This window comes from Limnospira fusiformis SAG 85.79 (genome assembly GCF_012516315.1).
GTDB lineage: Bacteria > Cyanobacteriota > Cyanobacteriia > Cyanobacteriales > Microcoleaceae > Limnospira > Limnospira fusiformis.
Genome location: NZ_CP051185.1, coordinates 2,979,160 through 3,003,706 on the forward strand (window position 1 = coordinate 2,979,160; position 24,547 = coordinate 3,003,706).

Below are 24,547 nucleotides of genomic sequence, written 5' to 3' on the forward strand. Positions count from 1 at the left end.
GCTATGGCCATGTTTTTTCCGATTTCAGTGTATCTAAACACATCAATATGATGTTTGATAAATCATCTGGTCGGGTCGGGTTGTAGTGAAATTAGCAAGGTTTACTAAATATCATGAAAACCAAAATTCTGGCTCTCAAAAAGCGAATTCAAGCCATTATTGACCCCCATAAAAGCCAGGAAGACAGAGAGCGTGATGCCGCTAAATACTTAATAATATCACAGCCGAATAGTGGTAGAACTTGGCTGCGGGTAATGATTGGAAATGTCTTCCAATCGTTATCAGGCTTGAATAATATAGACCCTGAAAATATTTCCTATTTTGCCGAATTAAGTCCTAAAATTCCTTATGTAAAAGCAGTCCACGAGCGATTTAATAATCATCCAGAGGATTACCGAGACAAGAACATAATTTTATTAGTTCGAGATCCCAGAGATGCTGTGATATCTAACTATTTTCTGAAAACCAAGAGAGATAAAAGTCCTAAATGGATTCAGAAGAGTTTATCTGAATTCATTCGCGAAGGGTATTATCTGGACGACTTCATCGCTTTATGTAATGCCTGGAAGGGATATCATGATCTACCTAAATCATTTTTGCTATTACGATATGAGGATATCCGTCAAGAAACTCAGAGAGAGTTGACAAAAGTCATGAAATTCTTGGGTTTACAAGTTAGTGACAGCTTGATTCAAGAAGCAGTCAAACGGGCATCATTTGAGCAAATGAGAGAGAAAGAAACTCAGAGAAAGTTGCCAAACGAAACCCATCCCAATATCGATCAAGAATCCTTAAAAGTCAGAGAAGCAAAGGTCGGAGGGTATCAAGATAAGATCTCACTAGAGGACATCGATTTTATCGAGAAAAAACTTGCTCAGGAGTTAGACCCCAATTATGGTTATAATTACTTTACAAAACAACACAAATGATAACTACCTTCAACTCTAATCTATAGTAAGATGGGATATATAGCCATAGTAGGGACAAATCATGATTAACCGTGATAAAGATTTTTGTTTTTGTACCTTGGCTCTGGGTGAAAAGTACCGACGGTTAGTGAAACAACTGGCTCAGGATATCCAACAGTATTCTCCAGGAACTTCATTAGTCGTTTATACAGACTTACCGGAAGATTTAAGGGATCAAAACAATATTTTAGCGTTTCCTCATCAGTCTCAGGGTGTCCTCTACTGTTTCCACGATCGCCGTTTCGTAATTGAAAAGGCTTTGTCATTATTTCGGGTTGCTATTCATATTGATGCCGATACAACAATTATTGAAGAAGTGCCGGAAATAGATTGGCAGCCTGGAATCACATCTGGCCAAGGTAAATTCCAAAATATTATCGGCCATCTTGATGCGAAAGAGAAATATCTGGGAGAAAAAATACCGAAAGAACGAGAAGCTTTTCACAAAATAGCCTCCAAACTAGGGATTTCCTTAGAGAATACCTTTTGGATTCAAGAAGCTCTGTATATTGTGGCGAGGGATGAAGGCAGAGAAAAAGAGTTTATTAAACAGTGGGGTAGAATTGGCAGATATTTGGAATTGAGACAAATTCATCGAGGAGATGGAAATGCGATCGGTTTAGCGGCTGCTAAGGTGGGATGGACTGTTAATACCCACGGTTTTCAAGATTTAATTAAAGTGAGGAGACACCTGGATGCTTCTAAAGACCCAACGGAAAAACTGCCTAATTCTCAACTTAAAACCATGGGAGACGAACTTAAATTTAAACTGAAGTACCACTCAAGGTTAAACTTGGCTCGCATTAAAGCCTTGAAAGATTGGGAATTTTATTATGGTTAGAATCTGCCAACTTGTCTTTACTAATAAGGAAAAATAAATGGATATTTCCCAACCAGAAATTATTAAGGAAGAGCTGCATCAGGCTTTAGGAAACGTAGGAAGTTTTGAAAAATGTGCATTGCTTAACTACCCCAATTATGGCAATATAGGAGACCATTTAATTTGGCTAGGAGCAATTTTGTATCTAACTGACGTGGTTGGCTGTACCATCAACCATGTCGCAGTTCAGAATTTATCAAAAGGTCAGATTGAGCCAAAGCTCGACAAACAATCTCCTCTAATCTTTACGGGTGGAGGGAATTTAAACGATATTTATAAACATATAAATTTTTATGAAGAGATTATTTCGGAGTATGGCGATCGCCCAATAATTATCCTACCCCAAAGCATTTATTTTACGGAGCAGGAACGTTTAAATAAGGTCGCTAATATATTTAACTCCCACCCCAATCTAACCATATTTGCGCGAGAAAATTACAGTTACAATATCGCTCTTGAATATTTCCATAGCTGTCGAGTTTTCTTAGCTCCCGATATGGCTTTTCAACTGGTTAATATGCCAGGTTTACCAAACAAAAATCATCGTTCTAATTCTATCCTGTACCATTGTCGAACTGGGAAAGAGTTAAACAAAGACTCAGCGCCAAAAACCCTGAATTTGCCGAATGTGGTGACACAGGATTGGGCATCCTACGAGTATCAAGGTACTCCCAGTGCTTTATCGTTGAAAGGCTTAACCACTCTCATTCAACAAGGTAGATTAAAGGAATGGTTTTCTCGGCAACAGTGGAAGTTATTCCATCCCTACGTTGTCAAATTTCAGCAAATGGATAACCCATCTTGGCACTTGAACTCCTGGAAATTTATGCATGATGGAGTTTATCAGTTTAAACCTCACGGTTTAGTAATTACCAACCGTCTCCACGGTCATATACTTGGCATTTTATTAGAAATTCCCCACGTTTTTTTAGCCAATTCTTACTATAAAAATCAATCATTTTATGAAACTTGGACTCACGAAATTCCCTTTTGTAAATTTGTTCAAGATGCCTCAGATGTCGAAAATGCTGCTAGAGAAATATTGAAAATATATCCGATTTAACTTAGAATGCATGGATGAATGAACCAAAGTTTCAGAGGCAATTGCATTGATAATTAGTTTTTACTGCCCAATGATTTCCAAACATTTTTTCACTTGTTCAGACTCATTTTTAATAAATGCGTCTGGACGCTGATATTGGTTGAAAATTTTCTCCATCCGGTCTAGTCCAATCTCTCCCAGGACATCGACCCTTCTTTCCTGTGGTAATACCCCAGTTTTCTGAAGATAGTTGTCAATTTTAGAGCCAGATTTTTGGATACCTATATTGGGAACTCCTAAAATATCAGCAATGATAATGGAGTGCAGTCGGTTTCCGAGGTGAAAGTCCATTTCACTTAAAATTTTGATAAATTCTTGCGGTTCTTGCCATGAATGTAATTGGCAATTTTTCTCTGGCAGATACTTCCTCAAAAATTCATGAAACCGATTGTCATTTGTTTCGTCTCCCACATGACTGGGAAGTAAATGAATAACTGAGTTATATTTTTCAATAACTGGAATCAACTGTTTGGCATAAAACTCCCCTCTTCCTTCTCCCCACCAATATTTACCAGAAAATGATATATTTTTGAATTCAGACCTATTTTTTGTCGCGATAAATGGTTCGTAAAAACTGAGTTCTAAAAAAGCCAAATCTCCTCCCAAACAAATAAATTGTGTATTCTTAAAATTATTTAAAGCCAGTTCATAAGAATATTTATCTCTCAGGTAGAGCAAATAGCACTTGTCAAATAACTGGTAGCTTTCGGAATTACTCCCTTCCAAACCCACTCCCAAAAAACCAAAGCCTTTGCCCATTAATTTGGATAAGGTTTTCAGCCTCAATAAATTTTTAGGGGGGCTACTTCCAATATTTAATGTACCCCCTCCCCAAAAGATATAATCACTGCGTAAAATCAATCCCAGCTTCTTTAATTTGGGCAAGTTTGATTCGGAAAAATAAATAACTTTTTCGCTAATTTTGGGGTAATAATCTTCCTTGCATAAAACGAAAACTTTGCCGACGTTAGATTGGCAGGAAAAATAATTGGTTAGCTGTTTGACAAACAAATCATCGCCGATATTTCTTTGTCCGTAATATCCGATTAGCAGGATGTTCATTGGCTTCTGTTCTTGGTTTTGCATGGGAAACCTTAATTTTGATGCCGACTGGGGACCAAATTATGATAAACCCCGTTTAATTTTACGGATTTTTGAGATGACGCGATCGCTTATTTTAGCGATCGCATTCTTAAGGTTCCTCTGTACCTGAACCAACCAACTCGGTGGCTTCAACTGAGGACGGTCTGACGGTGATTTCAAATATCGATAATGCAAAAACACATCCTGATAAGGAATTTTGACATCCTCACCACCGCAAAGCTGAGTAAACTTACCAGCAGATATGCTCATAAAATGAATGTAAGTAATTTTCTGACCTTTATCATAAAGCACGTTATCCACGACATCAAAAGTAGAAGACCAGTGGCTTCCGGTGGCTTGTTCTAAATTATGGTAGGCAAAATTGTAGAAAGAAATACCACTCCGAGAAACCATGTAATTATAAAGGGGTTGATCCGAGCCTCGTAACGACAAAACTTCGGCATCACCGGATTTCAAGTAATTAAGTAACTCGGCTATTTTTGCGGGGTTAAAAACTTCTTTTTTTGAAGCAAACCATCCCGCACAAAAAATCTGAGATTTAGCTTTTTCTAAGCCGATAACTTTGTCCAAAATCTCGATTTTTTCGGGATTATAAATATAGTGCATCTCAGATTTATATTGAAAATCATTGACCACCCAATCATAATCATTGAGTTTCTGATAAATTGGATCAACTGAGTTCATTAATAGGGTGTCTGCATCCATATAAATGAATTTATCAAAAGGCCCATCAAAACTGCATAACTTTCTGACAAAATTAACCCGACGAACTTCAGGTTTGCCCTGCTCTTTCCAAACCTTTTGGGCGGTTTGATTGGCTTTCCAGGCTTGAGTCATAAAGTCTTCCCAAAAAGCAATTGATTCTTGATTGTCAAACAAAGTGACATGGCTACGTTTACCCACTTCCGCACGAATTTTATCTAACTGATTATTGTAAGGAATAATACATACAGGTAGTTCTCGACCTCCATTGACTTCAATGCTATTTAGTAAAGCAACGAGTTGGTCGTAAACGACATCATTGGCAAAAGTATAGATACCGTCTGTCATAGATTTAGTCCTTGTCTAGGTCTAGTTTTTTAGGGTTTTAGAAAAGAAAATAAGCGGCCGAGTTTCCTCTGCCATGCTGGTTTACCTTCATGGAGATAACGATAATATTCCCAGATATCCCAATAGTTTTGCCCAGGATTTAAGGGAGTACCTGCCCAGTGAAGGTACTTTAAAGGTTTCTCCTTATCATACAGGATATGGTTCCGCTCCTGAAAGTGTTTAGAACCGGCCCAACTCCCGACATCTCCTCCGGGACGCTTGACCAAATTACCACGTTTGGGAATATGTTTGAGTACCAGATAGTTAAAAATTGGCTGGTCGGTGACACCCTGTGTAAAGTCAAAATACTCCCGGTGTTGGGAGCATTCCTGCAAGGTGTGGTATAGTTTATCTAAGGTAATTGCACCCTTTTTAGATGCCCAAAAACCGCTGTTAAAGACATCTTCTAAATCTGTTTCACTGAAGATATTTTTTTCGATAACGACGGGGGAAAAAATATTCCGCAATTTTTCGCCAGCGTGATGATAGTCACAGCAGAAAAAATCGACCTCGGATAAATAATCGAGGTTAGCTGCAATGTCTTCAAAAACAATAATATCAGTGTCAATATAAAGGAAATCTTGTAGCGGCCCAAACCAGACGGCCAGCTTTCGCATTTTATTGGGGAGTTTGAGAAAATCTCTGTCAAAAATTGCTCCCACTTTTTGGGTTAATTCTTCGAGGAATTCTAAGTTAGGAAATAGCTGCACATCATGGAGACGATTTAAGGTGTTAAAAACTTGATGATATTCCTCATTAAAGGGAATCATCACCACGGGAACACTCTGATTATGGCGACGAATGCTATTCAGGAGGGCGATCGCATTTTCCTGGACGCGATCGTTGGCGACAATATAAATTCCTCGGGTCATACATTCTCCTATTGTTAACGAGTTAATTTCAATTTTCTGAGAATTCGTTTGATCAAACCCTGGCGGGTTTCTGAATTCTCAGTTTTGGGGGGTGTGGTAAACACTGGACGCTGCTCCGGTTCGTGGAGATAGCGATAGTGCAGAAACACATCCCGATATGGAAAACCAAGATTTTCACCCGCACAAACCCGAGAAATTAACTGAGGTTGAACGCCGATATAATGGATGTAAGTGAGTCGATTGCCTTTATCATACAAGATGTGGTCTCGTTCTTCAAAATGTTTGGAAGTGGCGCTGCACCCGGTCTTTTGTGAGTCTGGCAAACCTTTGGCAAAATTGTAGCTGGGAATTCCAGAACCCATGACCATATAATTTAGCAAGGGCTGTTCCCCCGCCCCCGGATAGAGAATCTCATACTCTCCCGCTTTTAACTTCGATAACAGCTCGTTTCTGGTTGCTTCGTCAAATACCCCGCGCTTAGAACCGTAGAAACCGGAACAGAATATTTCTGAATCGATCCTCTGTTTGTCAAAAACTTCTGGCAATTTGGGGGACTGTAAGTTATAGATTTTAGTCGGATCTGTGAACTGAAAATCATACACTACCCAGTCATACTCTTGTAACTTGTCGAACACGGGATCTAAAGAGTTCATGACCAGGGTATCGGCATCCATATAAATGAATTGGTCAAAAGGACCATCGAAGGCACAAAACCGCCGATGAGCGCCATATAATCTAAATTTCTCTTTATTCAGTCTTTCAGGAGCCGCCGCAGCCATAAAACTATCCCAACGCTGGATTGATTCCTTATCATCGTAAAGGGTGACGTTAGGTCGCTTGGCAATTTCGGCGGCAATTTTTTCGATGCGATCATCAAATGGATAGATACAAACGGGGGTTTCTGGACCCAAAATTGCATCTATACTGTTGAGAAGTCCTACTAACTGATCATAAACAACATCGTTACCTAGACTGCAAATACCACGCATAATTCTGACCTCCTTAAAATCGCGAGTTGGGTTCAAGTTGATGACAATAACTTATTCTGATATTCTTGATATTTTAACCTTAACCACTGATTGGCGGGTAGTTCTATCATAAAGGTGATAGCAGATGCCAAAGCTATAGACAAAATGATGGCTAGGATAATACTTAGGTTAGGATTAAAACCATATTGGTAAAGTTGTCTAATCAAGGCATAGCCGATATTTTGGTGGATTAGGTATAAGCTATAAGAAATAGTGCCTAAAAAAATTAACGGCTGCAACCTGAGCCATTTCAAATAACCCTGAGTTCCCAAATATAGTAACACTATAAAACTGGCTACTATAATAGTTGTAGACCAAGAATTTTCCCAGGGATAAGCAAACCTTTGGGCCAAAACACAAATCATAATTATCAGGAATCTATGAATCGAAAAACCTTGCTTATTCACCTTGTAAATCATTAATCCTGCGATAAATAAATGTGCATATTTAATGATAATTAGTTCGCGTACTATACTTTTTAAGTTAGAAATTATTCCCATTGATAAATAATCAAGGTTGTTTAAAGTTGAACTACCCATTAAAAAATAATTATTTGCTTCTAAGTAATTTTCACTATATGAAAATTCAAATCCTCGGCTTGCCATATAAGTTTTAATCGAATAAAATAAAGTTAATGCTAACCATCCAGATACGACTACTTCTACGCGCTTTAAAAGTCTCAGTTTGTAGATGAGTAACATCATTATATAAAAACAAATTTCAATTCTGAGAGTCCAATATACCTTATCTACATTGGGAACATTAAATAACCATTGAAACATTGTCAGATTTAATAAAGCGTCTGAGAAGCTGACTTGTAGATCTGGTAATTGAGCGATCGCTGTAATTGTAAATGTCAAAATAATCCCCACCCAGTAAGCCGGATACAGTCGAGAAAAGCGCTTGATTATAAAGTCTAAACAGCTTTTCGTTCTTTCCAGGGTAATCAAAATCACAAAACCACTGACAATAAAGAAAAACTCAACTCCATGTCGTCCCAATCCCCAATAAAACCAGACTTGATCGGAATGCCCATACAGTGTACTATACTGACTGGTGTAATGAAATAAGACCACACTTAATGCTGCGATTCCTCGCAGCACATCCAACTCCCACAATCTTTGAGAATTTTTGGTATTTCCCTCTTGAGAATTATTAGCCATTGAGTTGCTCCATGCTTAATGATTTTTGGCAAAATTGTCCAACCAAGCGAGTAAGTTAAGCTTGTGCAAAATAATTTGTCTAGCTTCGGCGATCGCCTCTCTAGCTTCATACCAAGCATCAGCAGTAGCAGTCACCTCCTTAATGTATTCTAACCCTTTTTCATCCAGGCTTGGCAATCTCAGAAAACTTCCAGGTGGTAATAACTTATCGGCCGCCGGTCCTCCATAATAAATTGGCAAACACCAAGCCAACAAAGAATCCCAGAGCTTTTCACTCACATATAAATCATTGTCAGCATAATTTTCAATCGCTAAATTATAGTAGTAAGGTGCCATACCCTGCCATTTATTACTTAGTTGTCCTCGATAGTTGGAGGCGGGAGGCAACTGGCGGCCATACAAATCAAACTCCACATTTACTTCTTGCATTAGTCCTAAAAAATTCAACCTCTGCTGATGGTTTTCACTGCGATTAATTCCCGAAGTAATCCAAGAACAAAAAAGCTCTTTGGTGGGTGGTTCCATTTCATTAAGTTCTCGAAAGGAATTATGATGATACCAAATGGCTGGCATATAATCAGGAACTGGAGCAAAGTTATCTGGTCCAGAAACATAATCACAATACAATTCAGCCTGCCGGTAGTTATATTGAGTTCTTTCAACGACTTTACTTAAAGGCGGTTCTCGGAGCAGATAAATCATGCGTTCTTTAGGAACACCCCTAAATTTTTCCCTGATATCGGGTGCTGGTTGCTGTGGTTTAACCAAGTCTCGCAGGCGATCGCGCCAGGAAGTTTTTTGACGAGGCTTAGGAAAATCAAATTGATACAGGAGTAAGAAATCAGGATGTGGATGAGTTGACTGGATCGCGATATTTCCCCATCTGCCAAAATGATCAGGGGTTTGTTGCCACAACCAATCTGTTTGATTGGCGTTTGGGTAACTGGTAATCATACCAACAATTTGGGGTTCCATTTTGATTTTACCTATGATTAATTAACTAACTCTGGTCGCATTGATTCATCGACATAACTGAGAATTTTCGTGATTCGATTTTCACAAGAAAACTGAGTAGCAAACTCAATAGTTTCTGGATATCCTCCCGTCTTTCTAGGATAGGTTGACAAAACTTTTTCAATACACTCAGCGAAAACGGTGGGATGGTCTGGTTCACACCATCCCACCGCAATATTTGATGACTTAAATTCCCTTAACGGGGGAATTTCGCTGGCGGCAATGGGGGTTCCTGATGCTAGATAATCAAAAAACTTTAAAGGAGATGTAAAAGTTGCTGCCTCAGTCATGAGATGAGGGTGAGCTAAAACATCAGCTGCTTGCAGTAAACTGGCGAGTTGATCTTGAGGGAGAAAACCCAGAAATACAGCATTATCAACTTGATTATCTTTGGCTTTTGTTTGGTACTCTAGTACCTGAGATTGATTACCTCCAGCAAATGCGAATTGAATTTTGGGTAATTTTTTAGCCACATCAATGAGCAGATCCACACCTTTAAAAGGATAAAGTCCCCCCGAGTAAACAACTAGATGGTTGCGTTCATTTGGGATAAGTTTTTTTCGCCATTCTTCGGCTTCTTGATCATGTCTACATATAAATAGGTGATTAAAACCGTTATGAAGTTTGATAGTTTTTTCGGGAGGCATACCGTTAGCAATCAAATTATCTTTAACAGTATCTGCTACTGTAACCGCTATTTGAAACCAGGGAGATCTAACAATTTCTGGCGGAAATTTTTTCTGATCATAATGGTGTTGTTCGTAGATGACTGGTAATCTATGTTTAATAGCAGCTTTAGCGAAATTCCAATCTCGAGTATGAACAATTTTAGTATCAGGTTTGATATGAACAGGCAAGTAGTATTTTGATACAACAGTGCTAGAGTTTGTCCATTTACCACCCCACTTGGCATTCACAGGCCACGGCATGGGTAAGGGAGAGACTTTGAGGTATTCTTGTATATTATATTGTTCAATCAGTTGTGGCTCTGGCTTTTGGGGATTAAAGGGTCGCATCAACCCAATTGGGTTAAAAGTGGACTTTTGGGGACTCATATAAGCCAAAACAGTTTGGTAGCCCAAATTTGCCGCGGCATTCGCCGAATGAACCACTTGAACTAAACTCGCTACGTTGGGTTGAGGGAGAGTCTTTTGAGTAAAAAATAGGTAATGTTTAGCCATTGAAAATTTATTCCTTAATTTGAGGATGATTCTTGCCTTTTACTTAGCCGAAGTTTAACACTTTGTTCGATAAACTCTAAACTTTCCAGAATGTGGGTAGCCGAATGATAAGACTCATTTAAGAGTTCTTCGCGTTCTTCGGGTTCATCGATCATATCCTCTGACAGTAATTGCAAGAAACCAATCATGGGATTGAGACGAGTCCGAACATCGTAGGAACTCTTGATAATTGCTTGATCGCGTTCGGCTTCGTCGGCAAACTGCAAAGTGTAGAGGCGGGCATATTTTCCCCCTTGAGCTAGTAGTTCATCATGGCTGCCGACTTCAGCTACTTTTCCTTCATCTAAAACGGCAATTTGATCAGCTTTTTGAATAGTGGAAAGACGGTGAGCAATCACTAAAGTTGTCCGTTCTCTGCTGAGTTCTTCAATCGCTTCTTGAACCAGCCTTTCTGAGACTGTATCCAATGCACTGGTGGCTTCATCTAGGATAAGTATATCGGGATTTTGTAGCAAAGCTCTAGCAATGGCTAGTCGTTGTCTTTGACCTCCCGATAATAACACACCGCGATCGCCAATCTGGGTATCCCAGCCCTGGGGCAAATTTTCAATAAATTCATAAGCATTGGCTCGTTTAGCTGCATCAATGATTTGTTCTTCTGTGGCCTCTGGCTTGGCATAAGCTAAATTGTAGCGAACTGAGGCATTAAATAAAAATGTATCCTGGCTCACAATTCCCATAGCCTTTCGGATGCTTTTTATCTCAAAATCGCGCAAATCTTTTCCATCTATCATCACCGCACCCTGACTCGGATCATAAAACCGAGGGAGTAGGGATGCTAAGGTTGATTTTCCTGAACCAGAGCCCCCAACCAAGGCCAAGGTAGTTCCCCGTGGCAAGTGCAAATCGATATTTTTTAAGACCATATCTTTATGCCCTGGATAAGCAAAAGAGATTTGATTAAAATGAATTTCCTTCTCTAAACGCTTAAATTCTTGCTCACCATTCTTCATAAAACTTTTGTTATCCTGTCTTAAAAAGTCATGCACAATTTCTACGGATGCCGATTTATTGGCTGCTTGACTTCGGGAGCTATTTAACCCGGAAATTAGGGGAAGAGTTCTAAATAGTACAAATAAATAGGTGAGCAGAACGGTTGCCAATGATGATACTTGTTCTTGCAAAAATATCCTGCCGATCATCACTAACAAAAGAATCACTAAAATATTAACGACTTCATTGATGGGTCCAATAGCTGCTGAGTTTACCTGCTCCTCAAAATCCGCTTTTTCGCGATCGCGAATTAACTGGCTAACTTGTTCATATTCCTGTTCTTCATTACCGGTAGATTTTACCAATCTAATACCATTAAGTATTTCTAATAGTTTAATTGAATATCCTCTTGATAGTTCTGACAATTTTTTACCAAATCTTTTAGAACGATTAACTATTACCTGATTAATGGCTGTAACGAATAAAAGCAAAACTGTAGCTACCAATGTCAGTTGCCAGGAAATTGCCAACAGCATCGCCACAAATACTAAAATTGTAATCGATGTTATGAGCATCCCAATGTATGTGCTAATGGTACTTGATGCTCTACTGATTTCACCCCCTAATCTGTTGACGATATCCCCCACCTTCATTTGAGAGTAATAGTCCAAATCTACATTCAGTAATAACCGTAAGCCTGACTCTCTCATGTCAGCGGTTAAAGCACGAGTTAACGCACTGGAAGCCAAACTTTTGACATAGTTAGTTAAATTTTTTAAAATAATCGCTAGTAAAATAGCTCCTGTCATTAAGGGTAGACGGTATATTTCTGGCACTGAGTCAAATGGAGACATGATATTTTGAATCAATGCTGGGGCATCTTTTAGGTTAGCTTGCACCCCTAATATATTGAGAATAATCGGGACAATCAAGGTCGTACTGACCCCATTAAATATGGCTCCTGAAAATCCCAGAATGACGATAACTACAATTCTGACCGGGTATTTTCTAGCAAAATTTAACAGTAATTTTTCCGATGACATAAATTATTCCCCTTTTTAAAATTTACATGACTTGATCAATCACATTAGACAGAACATTTGCCATCGCCTCAATACTGTACAATTCTACACATCTTTTTCTAGCCTGTAATCCTCTATCATTAGCAACGTGTAAATCTTGAAATATCAGTTGGAGTGTGTCAGCAATTTGTTCAGGAGAGTTCGGTTCGACCAAATACCCAGTATCTCCTAAAATTTCGGGAATGTCACCAACTCGGCTCGCCAAGACAGGTTTAGCCATAGACATTCCATCGGTCAGCTTCAGGGGAAACTGCGCCCTAGTCGCCGGGTGATCGCGCTGGGGAACCACAATAACATGGGCGGCGGCAACGATCTCCGGCATCCTTTCGGCTGGAAAGTTTGGCAATTTGATAATCCAGCGTCCCCACGTTTCCATGAGTATATCATCATAATTATCATAGGGGCTACCCCCAACAATTACCAACTTGAAATCCGACTGGTCAATCAGATCGAGAGCCATCAATACATCTTCTACCCCTTTATAGGGTCTGGGAGCGCCGGGAAACATTAGTATTTTATATTCGCTGAGGTGATAACGACTTCTACTCATCTCGGGATTATATTTGCTCGGATCGAATAAAGTCGTATCTTTGCCATTGGGCAAATATACACCACCAAAGCGATTTTGAATAAACTTAGTATTGACAGTCACGGCATCACTATAGGACACTAATTTCTCCATCAACTTTAAATAGAAACGATAGTCTGGATTCCTGAGAACCCCATCTTTCTTCAAGATATCTTTGGCTAATTGCTTCGGATTTGGGCTATACTTCCAGTCATCCCCTCCCTGCCAACTGAGTTCCCAGTCATCTATATCTAACACTAAGGGGCGACGACTCATGACTTTTTTAATTAGAGAAATACCGAAGCTGCTGCTTCTGGGTTTAACCGCATAAATGATATCTCCATCAACTTTTTCAAGAATTTTTGGGGATGCGGATATGAAATTTTGATAATTATCATCTACGGCTACGGAGAAAATAGAAACATCAAAAGCTGGAGTCACATAAATATTTTTACCTTCTACCAAAAAACCCAGAATTTCTACTTGATAATTTAGCATTTTTAAAGCTTGGGCGAGCAAAAAAGACCTCACCACTCCAGCCCCCGACATTTCTGGGCTGATGATCGAAATTTTCAATTTTTTGAAATCATGGGGTTGGACTTTCATACTTTTTTTTGACTTTCATGAATTTTGAGTGAATCAATTATACAATTGGGTTCTCTAATTTTAATTCAACACTTTTTGATAAAGTACAACCATTTCTTTACTAACTTCTTTCATCGTCCGGACTGGCTTTATAGACTGACTTAATTGGTGGACTACATCTCGCCTCACAGCGAGATAGGCAATGGCTTCTTGCCAAGCTTCTACAGTGACGGGAACCAGCCAACCATCGATGCCGTGACGGACTAATTCAGCAATTCCACCTTGTTTGGAACCGATAACTGGAGTCCCCACAGCCAAAGCTTCGAGAACGACAAGAGGCCCCGTTTCCAACCACTGGGAAGGTACGGCCAAGAGATCCAATTGTGCCAAAGCCTTTGGAACGTCTTCCCTCGCAAGTTGATCGGCTATTTTAATTCGGGAGTCGGTAGATGCCAAAGCCATCACTTTTTCTCGATTCGCCAGATCTTGTTTACTTCCACCCATACCATGAATAATCAGTTCTACCGGACAATTTGGTGGCAGGCGATGTACTGCTTCTGCCAACATTTGCGCTCCTTTAGTATCCTGCCAACGTCCTAAAAAGCCGATTTTTAATTTTTTTTCTTGGCTCTGCTTTTTTTCAAAATTTCTATTAAAATTCGAGACTCCTTGGCGACACAAAACAATTTTTTCTCTGGCAAAACCGTTCGCAATTAAGCCGTCATAAATCCACTGGCAAGGCGCAATAACCAGGTCTGAAAGCTCGAACATTCTGTGCAGTTTTTTTTGATGATTTATAACTTTTGGAGGTGTACCTATTGTCCTTCCTAACTGCTGCAATCGAACCGAACTCGAAGTTTTTAATTGAGTTTGAAAATTCGTGGCTAAAGACGAGGGCACTCGACTTAATCCTTGTATTGCCCAATTCGGCACTTTTGCCGGCAATCCCAAGCATTGACTACAGCGCACGTCTTGAATTTTTCCATCACAGGGATGTTGGCCATGTAGCATCATAGTACCCCTAAGACATAAGGGTTCTGGCATATGAATGGTCACTAAAGTTTTTAAACCGTTTTCCTTAGCACAATTAAGGTGGTGTACTCCACAGCCGAATCGCCAAGAGTGCTGGTGGTATATATCTGATTTATGGTCGGCTAACCACGATGAAAAATAGTTGAAACCGGTTGGAGGTTCGAGTTCGTAAAGTTGTGCCTGAGTCGGATTTGGAAATAAAGGATAACGATAAACGGAAATGTTATTATGTTGGTAGCTCTGCTCCTTTGTTCCATTTAGGGAAGCACCAACAACACTTTCTATTCCTAGGGATCGCAACTCTTGCACCAAACCATCAACATAGACCTCTGTACCACCGGAACTCTGGGGAAAATACCAACTTAGACTGTGGATGACTTTCATATTGAATCAATCAAACAGTTTATGGGTCTATTTATGGTTCTAACCATCGAGACAAGTCTTTGGAAATCAACCTTTCTAAATTCATAATATCTGACCGATAGATATCTAAGAGTTTTTTTTCTGACTTGGGGCTGGAGTGGAGGCTGACCTAAATTTGTCTGTTTGAGTCCCTCCCGAATCCTTTCCCTCAAGCTGATAGGTAAAAAATTTTTAACCATAGATTTAATGATATTGGGTTCACTCCCAAAATTATGGAAGGTCTGGTTTTTAGGAACTTTTGCCTTTAGTTTTCCCACATTTATTTTCTTTGACAAGTCCGGCTTGAATGTTTTGTCTACACACAAAAAATCAAAAATAGTTACAAGAAACTTTTCTGGATTTTTCCGGTAGTCTTCATAAATAAAAATTCCAATTTGTTCAGGAGCAAATATATCGAAATATCGTTGAAGCTGCTGGTAATCAAATCCAGCCTGTTGATAATGCCACAAATATTCCCAATTGTTGTCAATGCGCTGTGGTTCCGCTTCCAGAGCCACTTCCAAATCATGAATCGGCTCACTGTAATCCCGAATGAGATGCAAAAAACTCGAATAAGCCCTATCTACTGGGTTGCGAAGTACAGTGATGAGTTTAACGTTTGGAATGTAATGCTTGATTCTTTCCGGTACTTTCGGATGGTAAAGATACCAAGCTGATTTTTCACCAATTGCTATTTCCTCAGAAACATCTTGAAATTGAGCTTGGTAATCATCTAGGCTGGTAACAGCCCGTCGCATCAAAGAAATGTCGCCAATTCCTTGAAAGTTCAATTTCTGGTTCTCAAATGCAAAAAAGTGCATTTCTTCAGCATAACTCATGTAAATCTGTGGATGCTGCTTGAGATAATATTCTAAAGAACTGGTTCCTGACTTCGCAGCACCGATAATAAGAAAATTTGGCATTGTCATTGGAGCTGCTGTTATCCTCACTTCAATTTTTACATCTTCACTTCTGTAACTCGCCAACTCAATTTGAGGTTAACCCAGAAATTCCCAAATGTCACGATCGCGATCGCACCCAATTTACCCCTATAGGCATTTAAGCCCAACAGAGAAACTAACCAGTTGAACATTATCACCTTCCATGCTAACTTAACCAGAGCAATTTAACCAAATTTTAATAATATTTTAACTGTTTGACGAAGATCGGACTGTGGGCAAGACCAATCCCGAAAAGTCCATTGATCATTTCTGAGACAATTATTGCTGCCTCAATCATCGCCAAGTAATTCTTAACATTATATGAACCATTCCTCGGAATCATGCGCTCTCAATCTATAGGACTTTTTCTATCACACCAGATAAAACATTAGCCATAGCTTCAATGCTGTAAAACTCTTTACATCTTTCCCTGGCTTTTAATGCTCTGTTATTAGCTGCTTCTAAATCGGAAAAGATTAATTGTAACGTATCCGCAATTTGTTCAGGTGAACTAGGATCAACTAAGTAACCTGTATCCCCTAAAATTTCAGGAATATCGCCAACACGAGCAGCTAACACAGGTTTAGCCATTGCCATTCCGTCTGTAAGTTTTAAAGGAAACTGAGCTCGAGACCTGGGAGTATCTCTTTGAGGAACCACAATAATATGGGCAGCAGCTACAATTTCCGGCATAACAGCAGGTGGAGACTTGGGAAGTTTGATAATCCATCGCCCCCATTTTTCTGTCAATTGCTGATCATAGTCGTCATAAGGACTACCACCAACAATTACTAATCTGATATCTGACTGATTTAAGATGTCCAATGCTGTTAAAACATCTTGTACCCCTTTAGAATAGGTGGGAGCGCCGGGAAACATTAGGATGCGATAATTACTGAGACCATATTTCTCACGACTATTTTCTGGATTGTACAGAGACGGGTCAAACAGTGCGGTATCTTTACCATTAGGTAGGTAAATCCCACCAAAGCGATCGTGTAGAAACTGGGTGTGGATAGTGACAGCATCAGCCTTAGCCACTAACTTTTCTGCCCATCTTAGATATATTGAATGATCGGTGTTGTGCAATGCTCCACCGGGTTCCAATATATCCTTTAATAATTGAAATACAGAGGGTTTATATTGATACTCATCACCACCACTCCAACTTAACTCCCAATCATCTATATCTACAATTACTGGACAGCCACTTTTGATTTTGTGCAGTAAAGCTATACCTAATGTAGGTAGTTTGGACTTATAAACATAAATAATATCTCCAGTAATGTGACTAAAAAATTTGGGTACTGAAGCCAAAAACCTGGGATAGGACGGATGAGTGGGGATGGCAATGATTGGCACATCTGGACTAGAGCTTAACCCTTCTTTATCTCGGCGAGAGAAACCAACGATTTCCACCTCACAGCCTATTTTTTTGAGGGCTTTAGCCAACAAAAATGGTCGCACAGCACCACCCCACCGGCCTGCACCTTGGGAGGATAAATCGCTAACAATTATGGAAACTTTCATTCTTATTAATTACCTCCTTCAGAGCATTTGCGACTTTGATAAAATTTACTAATTAATTAACGGATTTAGGTATGATTTTTGCTGGGGATTTTTTCAAATCATGTTAAAGGTGGTCTGGGTCTAAATAACATAAGTCTTGGGTATGAAAATTGATCTATTGTTTCCATAAATATGGGGCTTGACTCCTAACTCGAATTGGCAAATTTATGGTTTGACCTCTGTAACTCGCCAACTCAATTTGAGGTTAACCCAGAAATTCCAAAATGTCACGATCGCGATCGCACCCAATTTAGCCATATAGGCATTTAAGCCCAACACCGAAACCAACAGGTTGAGTATGATTACATTCAATCCTAACCCCATCAGGCAAATCAGATTAAATTTTAACAATCTTTTAAGTCTTCGATGACCGCCAGACTGTTGGCGAGACAAATCCCGAAAAGTCCATTGATCATTCCAGATAAAGTTATTGATAATCGCCATTTCCGCCGATAGCACTGCACTTAGGGTCAGGGGTAAACCCCAGCCATCTAATAACAGATAAAAGATAGCCATATCGACAAATAAGCCACTAAACCCGACCACTGCAAATCTGACAAACCGACCCACTGGCCAATTATCGATCCGCAATCTTAGCAAATGCTGTAAATACTCAAAATACTGCCTACTGGTAACTTTACTATACCCCTCCTGACGTTCTTGGAACACATAGCCGACTTCCTGAATGTTAGCAATTCTCCCCCGACCCAATACCTCAATCAAAATCTTGTATCCCACGGGGTTGAGGTCGATATTAGCCAGGGTATCGCGCCGCAGCATAAAATAACCACTCATAGGATCAGAAACCCGACCCACTACCCCGGGTAAAATCATCAACCCCAGCATTTGTGCGCCACGAGACAAAATCCGTCGCGCCAAACTCCAATCACTGACCCCACCCCCAGAAACATGACGACTAGCGACAGCTAAATCAGCCCCACACTGGATTTGCGACCACAATTGTAGTATGGTGTCTAGGGGGTGTTGTAGGTCAGCATCAATGACAGCTAAAATCTCACCCAACGCCACCTGCCAGCCTCTAATTACGGCGGTTGATAGACCCCTTTCTCCTCGGCGGCGCATAACCCGCAACTGGGGATAATAAGTAGCTATGTTGGTGGCGACTTCCCAAGTCCGATCGGGGCTATCATCGTCAATTACAATCAACTCATACTGTCTAGGAATGACTTGATCTAATAACCCGGTGAGGCGATCAATCAAGATGGGTATATTTTGGCTTTCCCGAAAAGTGGGAATAGCTACGGACAGCAGAATTGACGGACGATCCAAATCCGTTGGTTGTGGAACTTCTCCAGAAATCCTTAACGGACCTTCGGGAACAGGTAAAAGACCATAAATCTCTGGGGTGCAAGTATTGACAACTTTACCATTGTGTGGCTTCATGTCACCACAACCGGAACCGGAACCGGAACTAGAAAAGGGATACATCCAGGACTCCCACACCAAATATAAGCCTAATTACCATAAGGTATTTATTGACGCATTTCAAGTTTCATAGTCGATCGCCTATAAAAGGAACACCCCCACAAGCGATCGCCACTCCGTAGGTTACAGCAACCCATAAAGCCATTTAATCAGTTCTGGTGCGCGTTTAACCCCTTCAAAACGGTCTACCGGTTGACCATTTTTAAAAAATATCAAAGTTGGGAGAGCTTCTATTTGATAATCCGAGGCAATTTTAGGATATTTATCGGTGTCAATTTTGACGATTTGGATTTGTTCTTTCATCTCTTGGTTAACTTCCTGCAAAATCGGAGCCATCATTTGACAGGGACCGCACCAAGTGGCGTAAAAGTCCACCAAAACAGGGACTTCGGAACTCTCAAGAAGTTCCTGAAAATTCTGAAACTGCTTTTTAACTGCCATAATCCCCATGAATTAGCTATTGCTCAATTTCCCATTATATATCGCTGTACCTCAAACCCCATTCCCCTTATCATAATTGAGTTGGAAGTTAACTGGAAAGGAAAAATCCCGATGGAAATGTTACCAGAATCAATGCAGCAGTTAAAACAGCAGGTGGCCTTAGTAACTGGTGCATCTAGGGGTATTGGTTCAGCGATCGCATTAGAACTGGCCCAACAAGGGGCTAAAGTAGTTGTCAACTATGCCAGTTCTAGCACAGCCGCCGAGAAAGTAGTAGCGGAAATTACCGAAGCCGGAGGAGAGGCGCGCGCCATGAAAGCGGACGTATCCCAAGCCGAGGAAGTAGATCAGCTAATCAAAGATATTGTAGACCAGTGTGGTGGCATCAATATCCTAGTCAACAACGCTGGTATCACCCGCGACACCCTATTGTTGAGGATGAAACCCTCCGACTGGGAAGCCGTAATCAACCTTAACCTAACCGGAGTGTTTCTATGCTGTCGCGCGGTAGCTAAAATCATGCTGAAAGCGCGATCGGGTAGGATCATCAATATTGCTTCCGTGGCGGGTCAAATGGGGAACCCCGGTCAAGCCAACTACAGCGCCGCCAAAGCCGGAGTCATAGGTTTAACCAAAACCCTAGCCAAAGAATTTGCGACTCGGGGAGTGTTAGTTAATGCCGTCGCCCCGGGTTTTATAGCCACAGACATGACCAAAGACTTAAAAAACACCGAAGAGATCCTGAAATTTATTCCCCTAGGTCGTTACGGTGAACCCAAAGAAGTCGCCGGGTTAGTCAGATTTTTGGCTGCTGACCCCGCCGCCGCCTATATCACGGGTCAGGTTATCAATGTTGATGGTGGCATGGTCATGGCTTAGACCTCTAACCACAGGACTAATAACTTGGGACTGTCCCCACCCCAATTTGGTACGGTTTCCACGAATTAGCACTCGTACACCATGAGTGCTAAATTGACTATTTGGAGAGCTAAATTAGGTGTAATATGGCGAAAATCGTAGCCTTTGACGAAGAATCACGGCGAGCGATCGAGCGGGGAGTCAACGCCCTAGCAGACGCAGTTCGTGTTACCCTCGGTCCAAGAGGTCGCAATGTACTGATAGAGAAAAAATTTGGCGTACCGGATATTGTCAGTGATGGAATTACCGTAGCCAAAGCGATCGAATTAGGAGATCCCCTAGAAAATACAGGCGCGCGGTTAATTCAAGAAGTAGCAGCGAAAACCAATGATGTGGCTGGAGATGGTACTACCACAGCAGCAGTTTTGGCTCAAGCCATGATACAGGAAGGCTTGAAGAATGTGGCGGCGGGTGCGAACCCCGTGGCTTTGCGGCGGGGAATTGATAAAACCGTTCAGTATCTGGTCAAAGAAATTGAATCCTTAGCTAAACCCGTCGAAGGAAGTGCGATCGAACAGGTAGCCACAGTTTCCGCCGGGAATGATAAGGAAGTGGGAGAGATGATCGCCCTAGCCATGGACAAAGTGACCAAAGACGGAGTAATCACCGTTGAGGAGTCCAAGTCCCTAACCACCGAATTAGAAGTTGTGGAAGGGATGCAAATCGATCGCGGTTATATTTCCCCCTACTTCATCACCGATAGCGAACGGATGACAGTAGAGTTAGACAATGCTCGTGTCCTGATCACCGATAAAAAAATCAGTGCCATTCAGGATATTGTTTCCGTCCTGGAAAAAGTCGCCCGTTCTGGTCAACCCCTGCTCATTATAGCCGAAGACATCGACGGGGAAGCCCTAGCCACCTTAGTTGTCAACAAAGCCCGGGGTGTGTTGAATGTAGCCGCTATTAAAGCCCCTGGTTTCGGCGAACGTCGGAAAGCCATGCTCCAAGATATTGCCATTCTTACCGGGGGTCAGTTGATTTCCGAAGAAATTGGCTTAAACTTGGAAACAGCCACCGTAGAGATGCTAGGAACAGCCACTAAAGTCACAATTAACAAGGACTCCACCACCATTGTTTCTGGTTCCGGTCATCAAGGTGAGATCCAACAGCGGGTCGAACAATTGCGTAAGCAACTGGCAGAAACTGATTCCGAATATGATCAGGAAAAACTGCAAGAACGTATTGCTAAGTTAGCTGGCGGTGTGGCGGTCATTAAAGTTGGTGCGGCTACCGAAACTGAACTGAAATCCCGTAAACTTCGTATTGAAGATGCTCTGAATGCCACTAAAGCTGCTGTGGATGAGGGAATTGTTCCCGGTGGCGGTACAACCTTAATTCACTTGGTCAAAAAGGTAGAGCAACTGGCTGCAACTTTCAGCATAGAAGAGGAAAAGCTGGGAGCTAAAATTGTGGCACGAGCTTTGGAAGCACCTCTGCGTCAAATTGCTAATAATTCAGGGGTTGAGGGTTCTGTAATTGTTGAACAAGTCCGTAACAGTGACTCTAATATTGGTTACAATGCTTTAACGGGTAACTTTGAAGACTTGATTGTGGCAGGAATTTTAGACCCAGCCAAGGTGGTTCGCTCTTCCCTGCAAAATGCTGGCTCAATTGCGGGAATGGTGATTACCACTGAGGTTCTCGTGGTTGAGAAGCCTGAGCCTAAACCAGCAATGCCAGATATGGACGGCATGGGTGGTATGGGTGGTATGGGTGGTATGGGTGGCATGGGTGGCATGGGTGGCATGGGAATGATGTAATTCCTGCCCATCAACCTATAACCTATATCCTCAGTTCATCGAATAGGGAGTCTTGCGGCTATTGGAGGACTCCCTCTCCTCCTTGTCAACTATTTGGTTTCAGCCTGGGAGTACATCCAAGCCTAGGGGTAAGTTTAGGGAAATGGTGGTTTGTTGGTTAGATTCGCTTTCAATTCTCCACTGGCCGCCATGCAGTTCTACAATACATTTAATAATACTTAGTCCTAGTCCTGAGCCTTGCTGTTCGTACAGTTTTCGCTCAAATTGTACGTGAGCGCCAATTTTACTGATTTGTTCCGGGGTCATACCTCGACCGCGATCGCTTATTTTTAGTAATAAAAATTCCTCACCTACTTGACTAATTACCTGAATTGGTGTACCGGGTTCCGAAAATTTACAGGCATTATCAATCAATTCTACTACCACTTTTTCAAGCTGGTTAGCTGCCATCTGTACCGTGGCATTTTCTAGGTCAAATTCTAGGTCTGTCTCCCTTTGGTGTTCTTGGGCTTGTTGGGTGGCGGCTTTGATAATAACTGATTGGCTGTCTTTGACCTGAATGGATCGGAGCGATCGCACTTTTTCTACATTTAAACCGATAATTTCTAAATCTGCATATAGCAAAAAATTGATGATTAAACGATAGAGGCGGCGACCGGAAATCCGAATATCTTGCAAAATTTCCTTGATTTCATCCGGTTCAAATAAGTCTAAATTTGAGAGTAGTAACTCCGTATTACTGATGATGCCATTTAGGGGAGTTCGTAATTCATGAGGGAGGGAATGGGTGATATTTTCCCGTAATTCCCGGATCTGTATTTCCGATTGCTGTTTGATTAAAGACTGTTTTTCTAATCTGATGGCGATCGCTGTTAACAATTCTTCCATAGAACAGGGTTTAGTTAGGTAATCATCCGCTCCTAAATTCATCCCCTCCCGTAAATCATCGCGATCGGCTTTAGCCGTTAAAAATATAAACGGAATTGTCGCCGTTTCCATATGGGATCTTAACTCCTTTAATACTCCATAACCATCTAACTCAGGCATCATCACATCACAGAGAATTAAATCCGGTAAATGTTTGTGAGCCTGTTCTACACCCAACTTGCCATTCTCAGCCGAGATCACATCAAAATCTTCTATCTCCAGTAATTCTACCAAATTCTCCCGAATTGTCTCTTCATCCTCAATTACTAAAACTTTAGCCATATTAATTCTGCTTTCGTTTATTCTAATTTTGTACCTATACCTAGATCGGTTAAATCAGTTAATAGGTTCAATTATGCCATATTTAGATATTTAGGAAACCTCTGTGATTGGCAAAATCACTGTAAATGTGGTTCCCTGTCCTAATTCACTGTCAACAGTAATCTCTCCTCCATGCAAATCTACAGCTTGCTTAACAATAGATAATCCTAATCCTGTACCTTTGATGTTTCCGACATTAGAACCACGTTCAAAGGCTTGAAATAGCTTTTGTTTATACTCTGGTGGTAAACCTATACCCGCATCCTTAATCCGAAAAATTATCTGATTTTCTTGGCGAATAACATCAAAATTAATCACCCCACCATCGGGAGAATATTTGATAGCATTGGATAATAAATTAGCTAGAATATGACCCAGCAATTTGTCATCTAACATGATCGGATCATCTAAATCTCCCGAGGTTCTTAATTCGAGTTTGTGTTGGTCATTCACTTGCACCATTAACTGGTCTATTAAGAGTTGGATCAACTTGACCACATTAACTAACTTAGGAGCAAAAGTCAATTTTCCCGAACTAGACTTACTTAATGTTAAGACATCTTCTAGTAATTGATTCATACTATTAATTGATGACTGGATTCGCTGAAAATGTTTAAGTTTTTTCTGCTCATCTAGTTTCGAGTCATATTTAGCTAACAAATCCGTAGACATTTGAATAGAAGTTAGAGGGTTTTTTAAATCATGGGATGCTATGGATAACAGTCGTGTTTTTTCAGCTTCTAACTCCTGAAATAAATTCAGAGATTCCTTGACTTGTACTTCCTGCTCATATCTCTTTAATGCCATGCGAATAGCTGCATGAACTTCTCGCTCCTTAAAAGGCTTTAAAAGATAACCATAAGACCCAGTAGATTCAGCTCTTTCTAGGGTACTATCATCAGCATAAGCCGTCAGGTAAATTACCGGAGTTCCATATTGTTCATGAATTTTAGCGGCGGTTTCAATACCATCCATATCCCCTTTAATAACAATATCCATTAATACTAAATCAGGGTTAGTTTCCGCCACTTTGGCGATCGCCGCTAGTCCCGAAGAAACAATCCCCACTACAGTATATCCCAAAGACTTGAGTTTTCTGGCCAATCCTTTAGCAATTAATAACTCATCCTCGACAATCAGAATTTGGACAGTGTTCAT

22 protein-coding genes are annotated in these 24,547 nt (G+C 40.7%); 5 read left to right on the plus strand and 17 right to left on the minus strand.

The annotated features are described in order from the left end of the window. The first annotated feature begins 113 nt into the window (after positions 1–113). From HFV01_RS14030 to HFV01_RS14040, 3 genes are all read left to right on the plus strand, one after another. Entirely contained in the window at positions 114–929 is an 816-nt protein-coding gene (locus HFV01_RS14030; protein WP_187757994.1) for a sulfotransferase domain-containing protein, read from the plus strand. A 61-nt stretch (positions 930–990) separates the two neighbouring features. Beyond that, a complete protein-coding gene (locus tag HFV01_RS14035; protein WP_006625814.1) occupies positions 991–1,809 on the plus strand; it encodes a hypothetical protein in 819 nt (272 codons plus the stop codon). 37 nt (positions 1,810–1,846) lie between these two features. Then, the gene (locus HFV01_RS14040) at positions 1,847–2,911 is read left to right on the plus strand and encodes a polysaccharide pyruvyl transferase family protein (RefSeq protein ID WP_006669701.1); all 1,065 of its coding nucleotides are present in this window, start codon (positions 1,847–1,849) and stop codon (positions 2,909–2,911) included. 60 nt (positions 2,912–2,971) lie between these two features. Here HFV01_RS14040 and HFV01_RS14045 read toward each other — a convergent pair whose 3' ends face one another. The 15 genes from HFV01_RS14045 to trxA all read right to left on the minus strand — a co-directional run bounded on the left by HFV01_RS14045 (position 2,972) and on the right by trxA (position 19,469). Then, entirely contained in the window at positions 2,972–4,036 is a 1,065-nt protein-coding gene (locus HFV01_RS14045; RefSeq protein ID WP_193521213.1) for a polysaccharide pyruvyl transferase family protein, read from the minus strand. Between the two features lie 36 nt (positions 4,037–4,072). After that, positions 4,073–5,104 (minus strand): Npun_R2821/Npun_R2822 family protein, encoded by a 1,032-nt coding sequence (locus HFV01_RS14050; RefSeq protein ID WP_193521214.1) that lies wholly within the window; start codon positions 5,102–5,104, stop codon positions 4,073–4,075. A 29-nt stretch (positions 5,105–5,133) separates the two neighbouring features. Next, a complete protein-coding gene (locus HFV01_RS14055) occupies positions 5,134–6,015 on the minus strand; it encodes an Npun_R2821/Npun_R2822 family protein (protein ID WP_193521215.1) in 882 nt (293 codons plus the stop codon). 14 nt (positions 6,016–6,029) lie between these two features. Next, positions 6,030–7,004, minus strand: coding sequence for an Npun_R2821/Npun_R2822 family protein (locus HFV01_RS14060; RefSeq protein WP_193521216.1), 975 nt, complete (start codon positions 7,002–7,004; stop codon positions 6,030–6,032). 32 nt (positions 7,005–7,036) lie between these two features. After that, complete coding sequence (locus tag HFV01_RS14065; protein WP_006669698.1) at positions 7,037–8,206, minus strand: acyltransferase family protein; 1,170 nt, start codon at positions 8,204–8,206, stop codon at positions 7,037–7,039. A gap of 15 nt (positions 8,207–8,221) precedes the next feature. Continuing rightward, the gene (locus tag HFV01_RS14070; protein ID WP_193521217.1) at positions 8,222–9,181 is read right to left on the minus strand and encodes a glycosyltransferase family 10 domain-containing protein; all 960 of its coding nucleotides are present in this window, start codon (positions 9,179–9,181) and stop codon (positions 8,222–8,224) included. A gap of 17 nt (positions 9,182–9,198) precedes the next feature. Beyond that, positions 9,199–10,401, minus strand: a complete 1,203-nt coding sequence (locus tag HFV01_RS14075) for a glycosyltransferase (protein WP_006625822.1) — start codon at positions 10,399–10,401, stop codon at positions 9,199–9,201. Between the two features lie 14 nt (positions 10,402–10,415). After that, positions 10,416–12,437: an ABC transporter ATP-binding protein gene (locus tag HFV01_RS14080; protein ID WP_006669696.1), complete on the minus strand. Its 2,022-nt coding sequence runs from the start codon at positions 12,435–12,437 to the stop codon at positions 10,416–10,418. Between the two features lie 22 nt (positions 12,438–12,459). Next, positions 12,460–13,650: a glycosyltransferase family 4 protein gene (locus HFV01_RS14085; RefSeq protein WP_187757991.1), complete on the minus strand. Its 1,191-nt coding sequence runs from the start codon at positions 13,648–13,650 to the stop codon at positions 12,460–12,462. Between the two features lie 60 nt (positions 13,651–13,710). Then, entirely contained in the window at positions 13,711–15,045 is a 1,335-nt protein-coding gene (locus HFV01_RS14090) for a glycosyltransferase (protein WP_006625825.1), read from the minus strand. Further along, complete coding sequence (locus HFV01_RS14095) at positions 15,042–16,049, minus strand: sulfotransferase family protein (protein ID WP_228116535.1); 1,008 nt, start codon at positions 16,047–16,049, stop codon at positions 15,042–15,044. Before HFV01_RS14095 ends, HFV01_RS14090 begins: the two co-directional genes overlap by 4 nt. Then, on the minus strand, positions 16,022–16,156 hold the full coding sequence (locus tag HFV01_RS30735) for a hypothetical protein (protein ID WP_006625827.1): 135 nt from the start codon (positions 16,154–16,156) through the stop codon (positions 16,022–16,024). The genes HFV01_RS14095 and HFV01_RS30735 overlap by 28 nt, the downstream gene beginning before the upstream one ends. 202 nt (positions 16,157–16,358) lie before the next feature. Further along, positions 16,359–17,534, minus strand: a complete 1,176-nt coding sequence (locus HFV01_RS14100) for a glycosyltransferase (RefSeq protein ID WP_006625828.1) — start codon at positions 17,532–17,534, stop codon at positions 16,359–16,361. A gap of 204 nt (positions 17,535–17,738) precedes the next feature. Further along, a complete protein-coding gene (locus HFV01_RS14105; protein ID WP_006625829.1) occupies positions 17,739–19,022 on the minus strand; it encodes a GtrA family protein in 1,284 nt (427 codons plus the stop codon). A gap of 120 nt (positions 19,023–19,142) precedes the next feature. Then, entirely contained in the window at positions 19,143–19,469 is a 327-nt protein-coding gene (trxA, locus tag HFV01_RS14110; RefSeq protein WP_046319802.1) for a thioredoxin, read from the minus strand. Positions 19,470–19,571: 102 nt separating this feature from the next. On the opposite strand from trxA, the gene fabG reads away from it, so the two are divergent. Further along, positions 19,572–20,339 carry a 3-oxoacyl-[acyl-carrier-protein] reductase gene (gene fabG, locus HFV01_RS14115; RefSeq protein WP_006669692.1) on the plus strand — a complete coding sequence of 256 codons (768 nt, stop codon included), beginning with the start codon at positions 19,572–19,574 and terminating at the stop codon, positions 20,337–20,339. A gap of 125 nt (positions 20,340–20,464) precedes the next feature. Then, on the plus strand, positions 20,465–22,141 hold the full coding sequence (gene groL, locus HFV01_RS14120; RefSeq protein ID WP_006625833.1) for a chaperonin GroEL: 1,677 nt from the start codon (positions 20,465–20,467) through the stop codon (positions 22,139–22,141). Between the two features lie 99 nt (positions 22,142–22,240). On the opposite strand, the gene HFV01_RS14125 is transcribed toward groL, so the two are convergent. Beyond that, positions 22,241–23,350 carry a hybrid sensor histidine kinase/response regulator gene (locus tag HFV01_RS14125; protein ID WP_006625834.1) on the minus strand — a complete coding sequence of 370 codons (1,110 nt, stop codon included), beginning with the start codon at positions 23,348–23,350 and terminating at the stop codon, positions 22,241–22,243. A 90-nt stretch (positions 23,351–23,440) separates the two neighbouring features. After that, positions 23,441–24,547 carry a hybrid sensor histidine kinase/response regulator gene (locus HFV01_RS14130; RefSeq protein WP_006625835.1) on the minus strand — a complete coding sequence of 369 codons (1,107 nt, stop codon included), beginning with the start codon at positions 24,545–24,547 and terminating at the stop codon, positions 23,441–23,443.

Coding starts and splice junctions, on each gene's coding strand:
- HFV01_RS14090 (WP_006625825.1), bottom strand. CDS start 15,045: ATGAAAGTCATCCACAGTCTAAGTTGGTATTTTCCCCAGAGTTCCGGT.
- HFV01_RS14055 (WP_193521215.1), bottom strand. CDS start 6,015: ATGACCCGAGGAATTTATATTGTCGCCAACGATCGCGTCCAGGAAAAT.
- HFV01_RS14080 (WP_006669696.1), bottom strand. CDS start 12,437: ATGTCATCGGAAAAATTACTGTTAAATTTTGCTAGAAAATACCCGGTC.
- HFV01_RS14085 (WP_187757991.1), bottom strand. CDS start 13,650: ATGAAAGTCCAACCCCATGATTTCAAAAAATTGAAAATTTCGATCATC.
- trxA (WP_046319802.1), bottom strand. CDS start 19,469: ATGGGGATTATGGCAGTTAAAAAGCAGTTTCAGAATTTTCAGGAACTT.
- HFV01_RS14105 (WP_006625829.1), bottom strand. CDS start 19,022: ATGTATCCCTTTTCTAGTTCCGGTTCCGGTTCCGGTTGTGGTGACATG.
- groL (WP_006625833.1), top strand. CDS start 20,465: ATGGCGAAAATCGTAGCCTTTGACGAAGAATCACGGCGAGCGATCGAG.
- HFV01_RS14065 (WP_006669698.1), bottom strand. CDS start 8,206: ATGGCTAATAATTCTCAAGAGGGAAATACCAAAAATTCTCAAAGATTG.
- HFV01_RS14060 (WP_193521216.1), bottom strand. CDS start 7,004: ATGCGTGGTATTTGCAGTCTAGGTAACGATGTTGTTTATGATCAGTTA.
- HFV01_RS14035 (WP_006625814.1), top strand. CDS start 991: ATGATTAACCGTGATAAAGATTTTTGTTTTTGTACCTTGGCTCTGGGT.
- fabG (WP_006669692.1), top strand. CDS start 19,572: ATGGAAATGTTACCAGAATCAATGCAGCAGTTAAAACAGCAGGTGGCC.
- HFV01_RS14100 (WP_006625828.1), bottom strand. CDS start 17,534: ATGAAAGTTTCCATAATTGTTAGCGATTTATCCTCCCAAGGTGCAGGC.
- HFV01_RS14130 (WP_006625835.1), bottom strand. CDS start 24,547: ATGAACACTGTCCAAATTCTGATTGTCGAGGATGAGTTATTAATTGCT.
- HFV01_RS14050 (WP_193521214.1), bottom strand. CDS start 5,104: ATGACAGACGGTATCTATACTTTTGCCAATGATGTCGTTTACGACCAA.
- HFV01_RS14040 (WP_006669701.1), top strand. CDS start 1,847: ATGGATATTTCCCAACCAGAAATTATTAAGGAAGAGCTGCATCAGGCT.
- HFV01_RS14070 (WP_193521217.1), bottom strand. CDS start 9,181: ATGGAACCCCAAATTGTTGGTATGATTACCAGTTACCCAAACGCCAAT.
- HFV01_RS14045 (WP_193521213.1), bottom strand. CDS start 4,036: ATGCAAAACCAAGAACAGAAGCCAATGAACATCCTGCTAATCGGATAT.
- HFV01_RS14125 (WP_006625834.1), bottom strand. CDS start 23,350: ATGGCTAAAGTTTTAGTAATTGAGGATGAAGAGACAATTCGGGAGAAT.
- HFV01_RS14030 (WP_187757994.1), top strand. CDS start 114: ATGAAAACCAAAATTCTGGCTCTCAAAAAGCGAATTCAAGCCATTATT.
- HFV01_RS30735 (WP_006625827.1), bottom strand. CDS start 16,156: ATGTTCAACTGGTTAGTTTCTCTGTTGGGCTTAAATGCCTATAGGGGT.
- HFV01_RS14075 (WP_006625822.1), bottom strand. CDS start 10,401: ATGGCTAAACATTACCTATTTTTTACTCAAAAGACTCTCCCTCAACCC.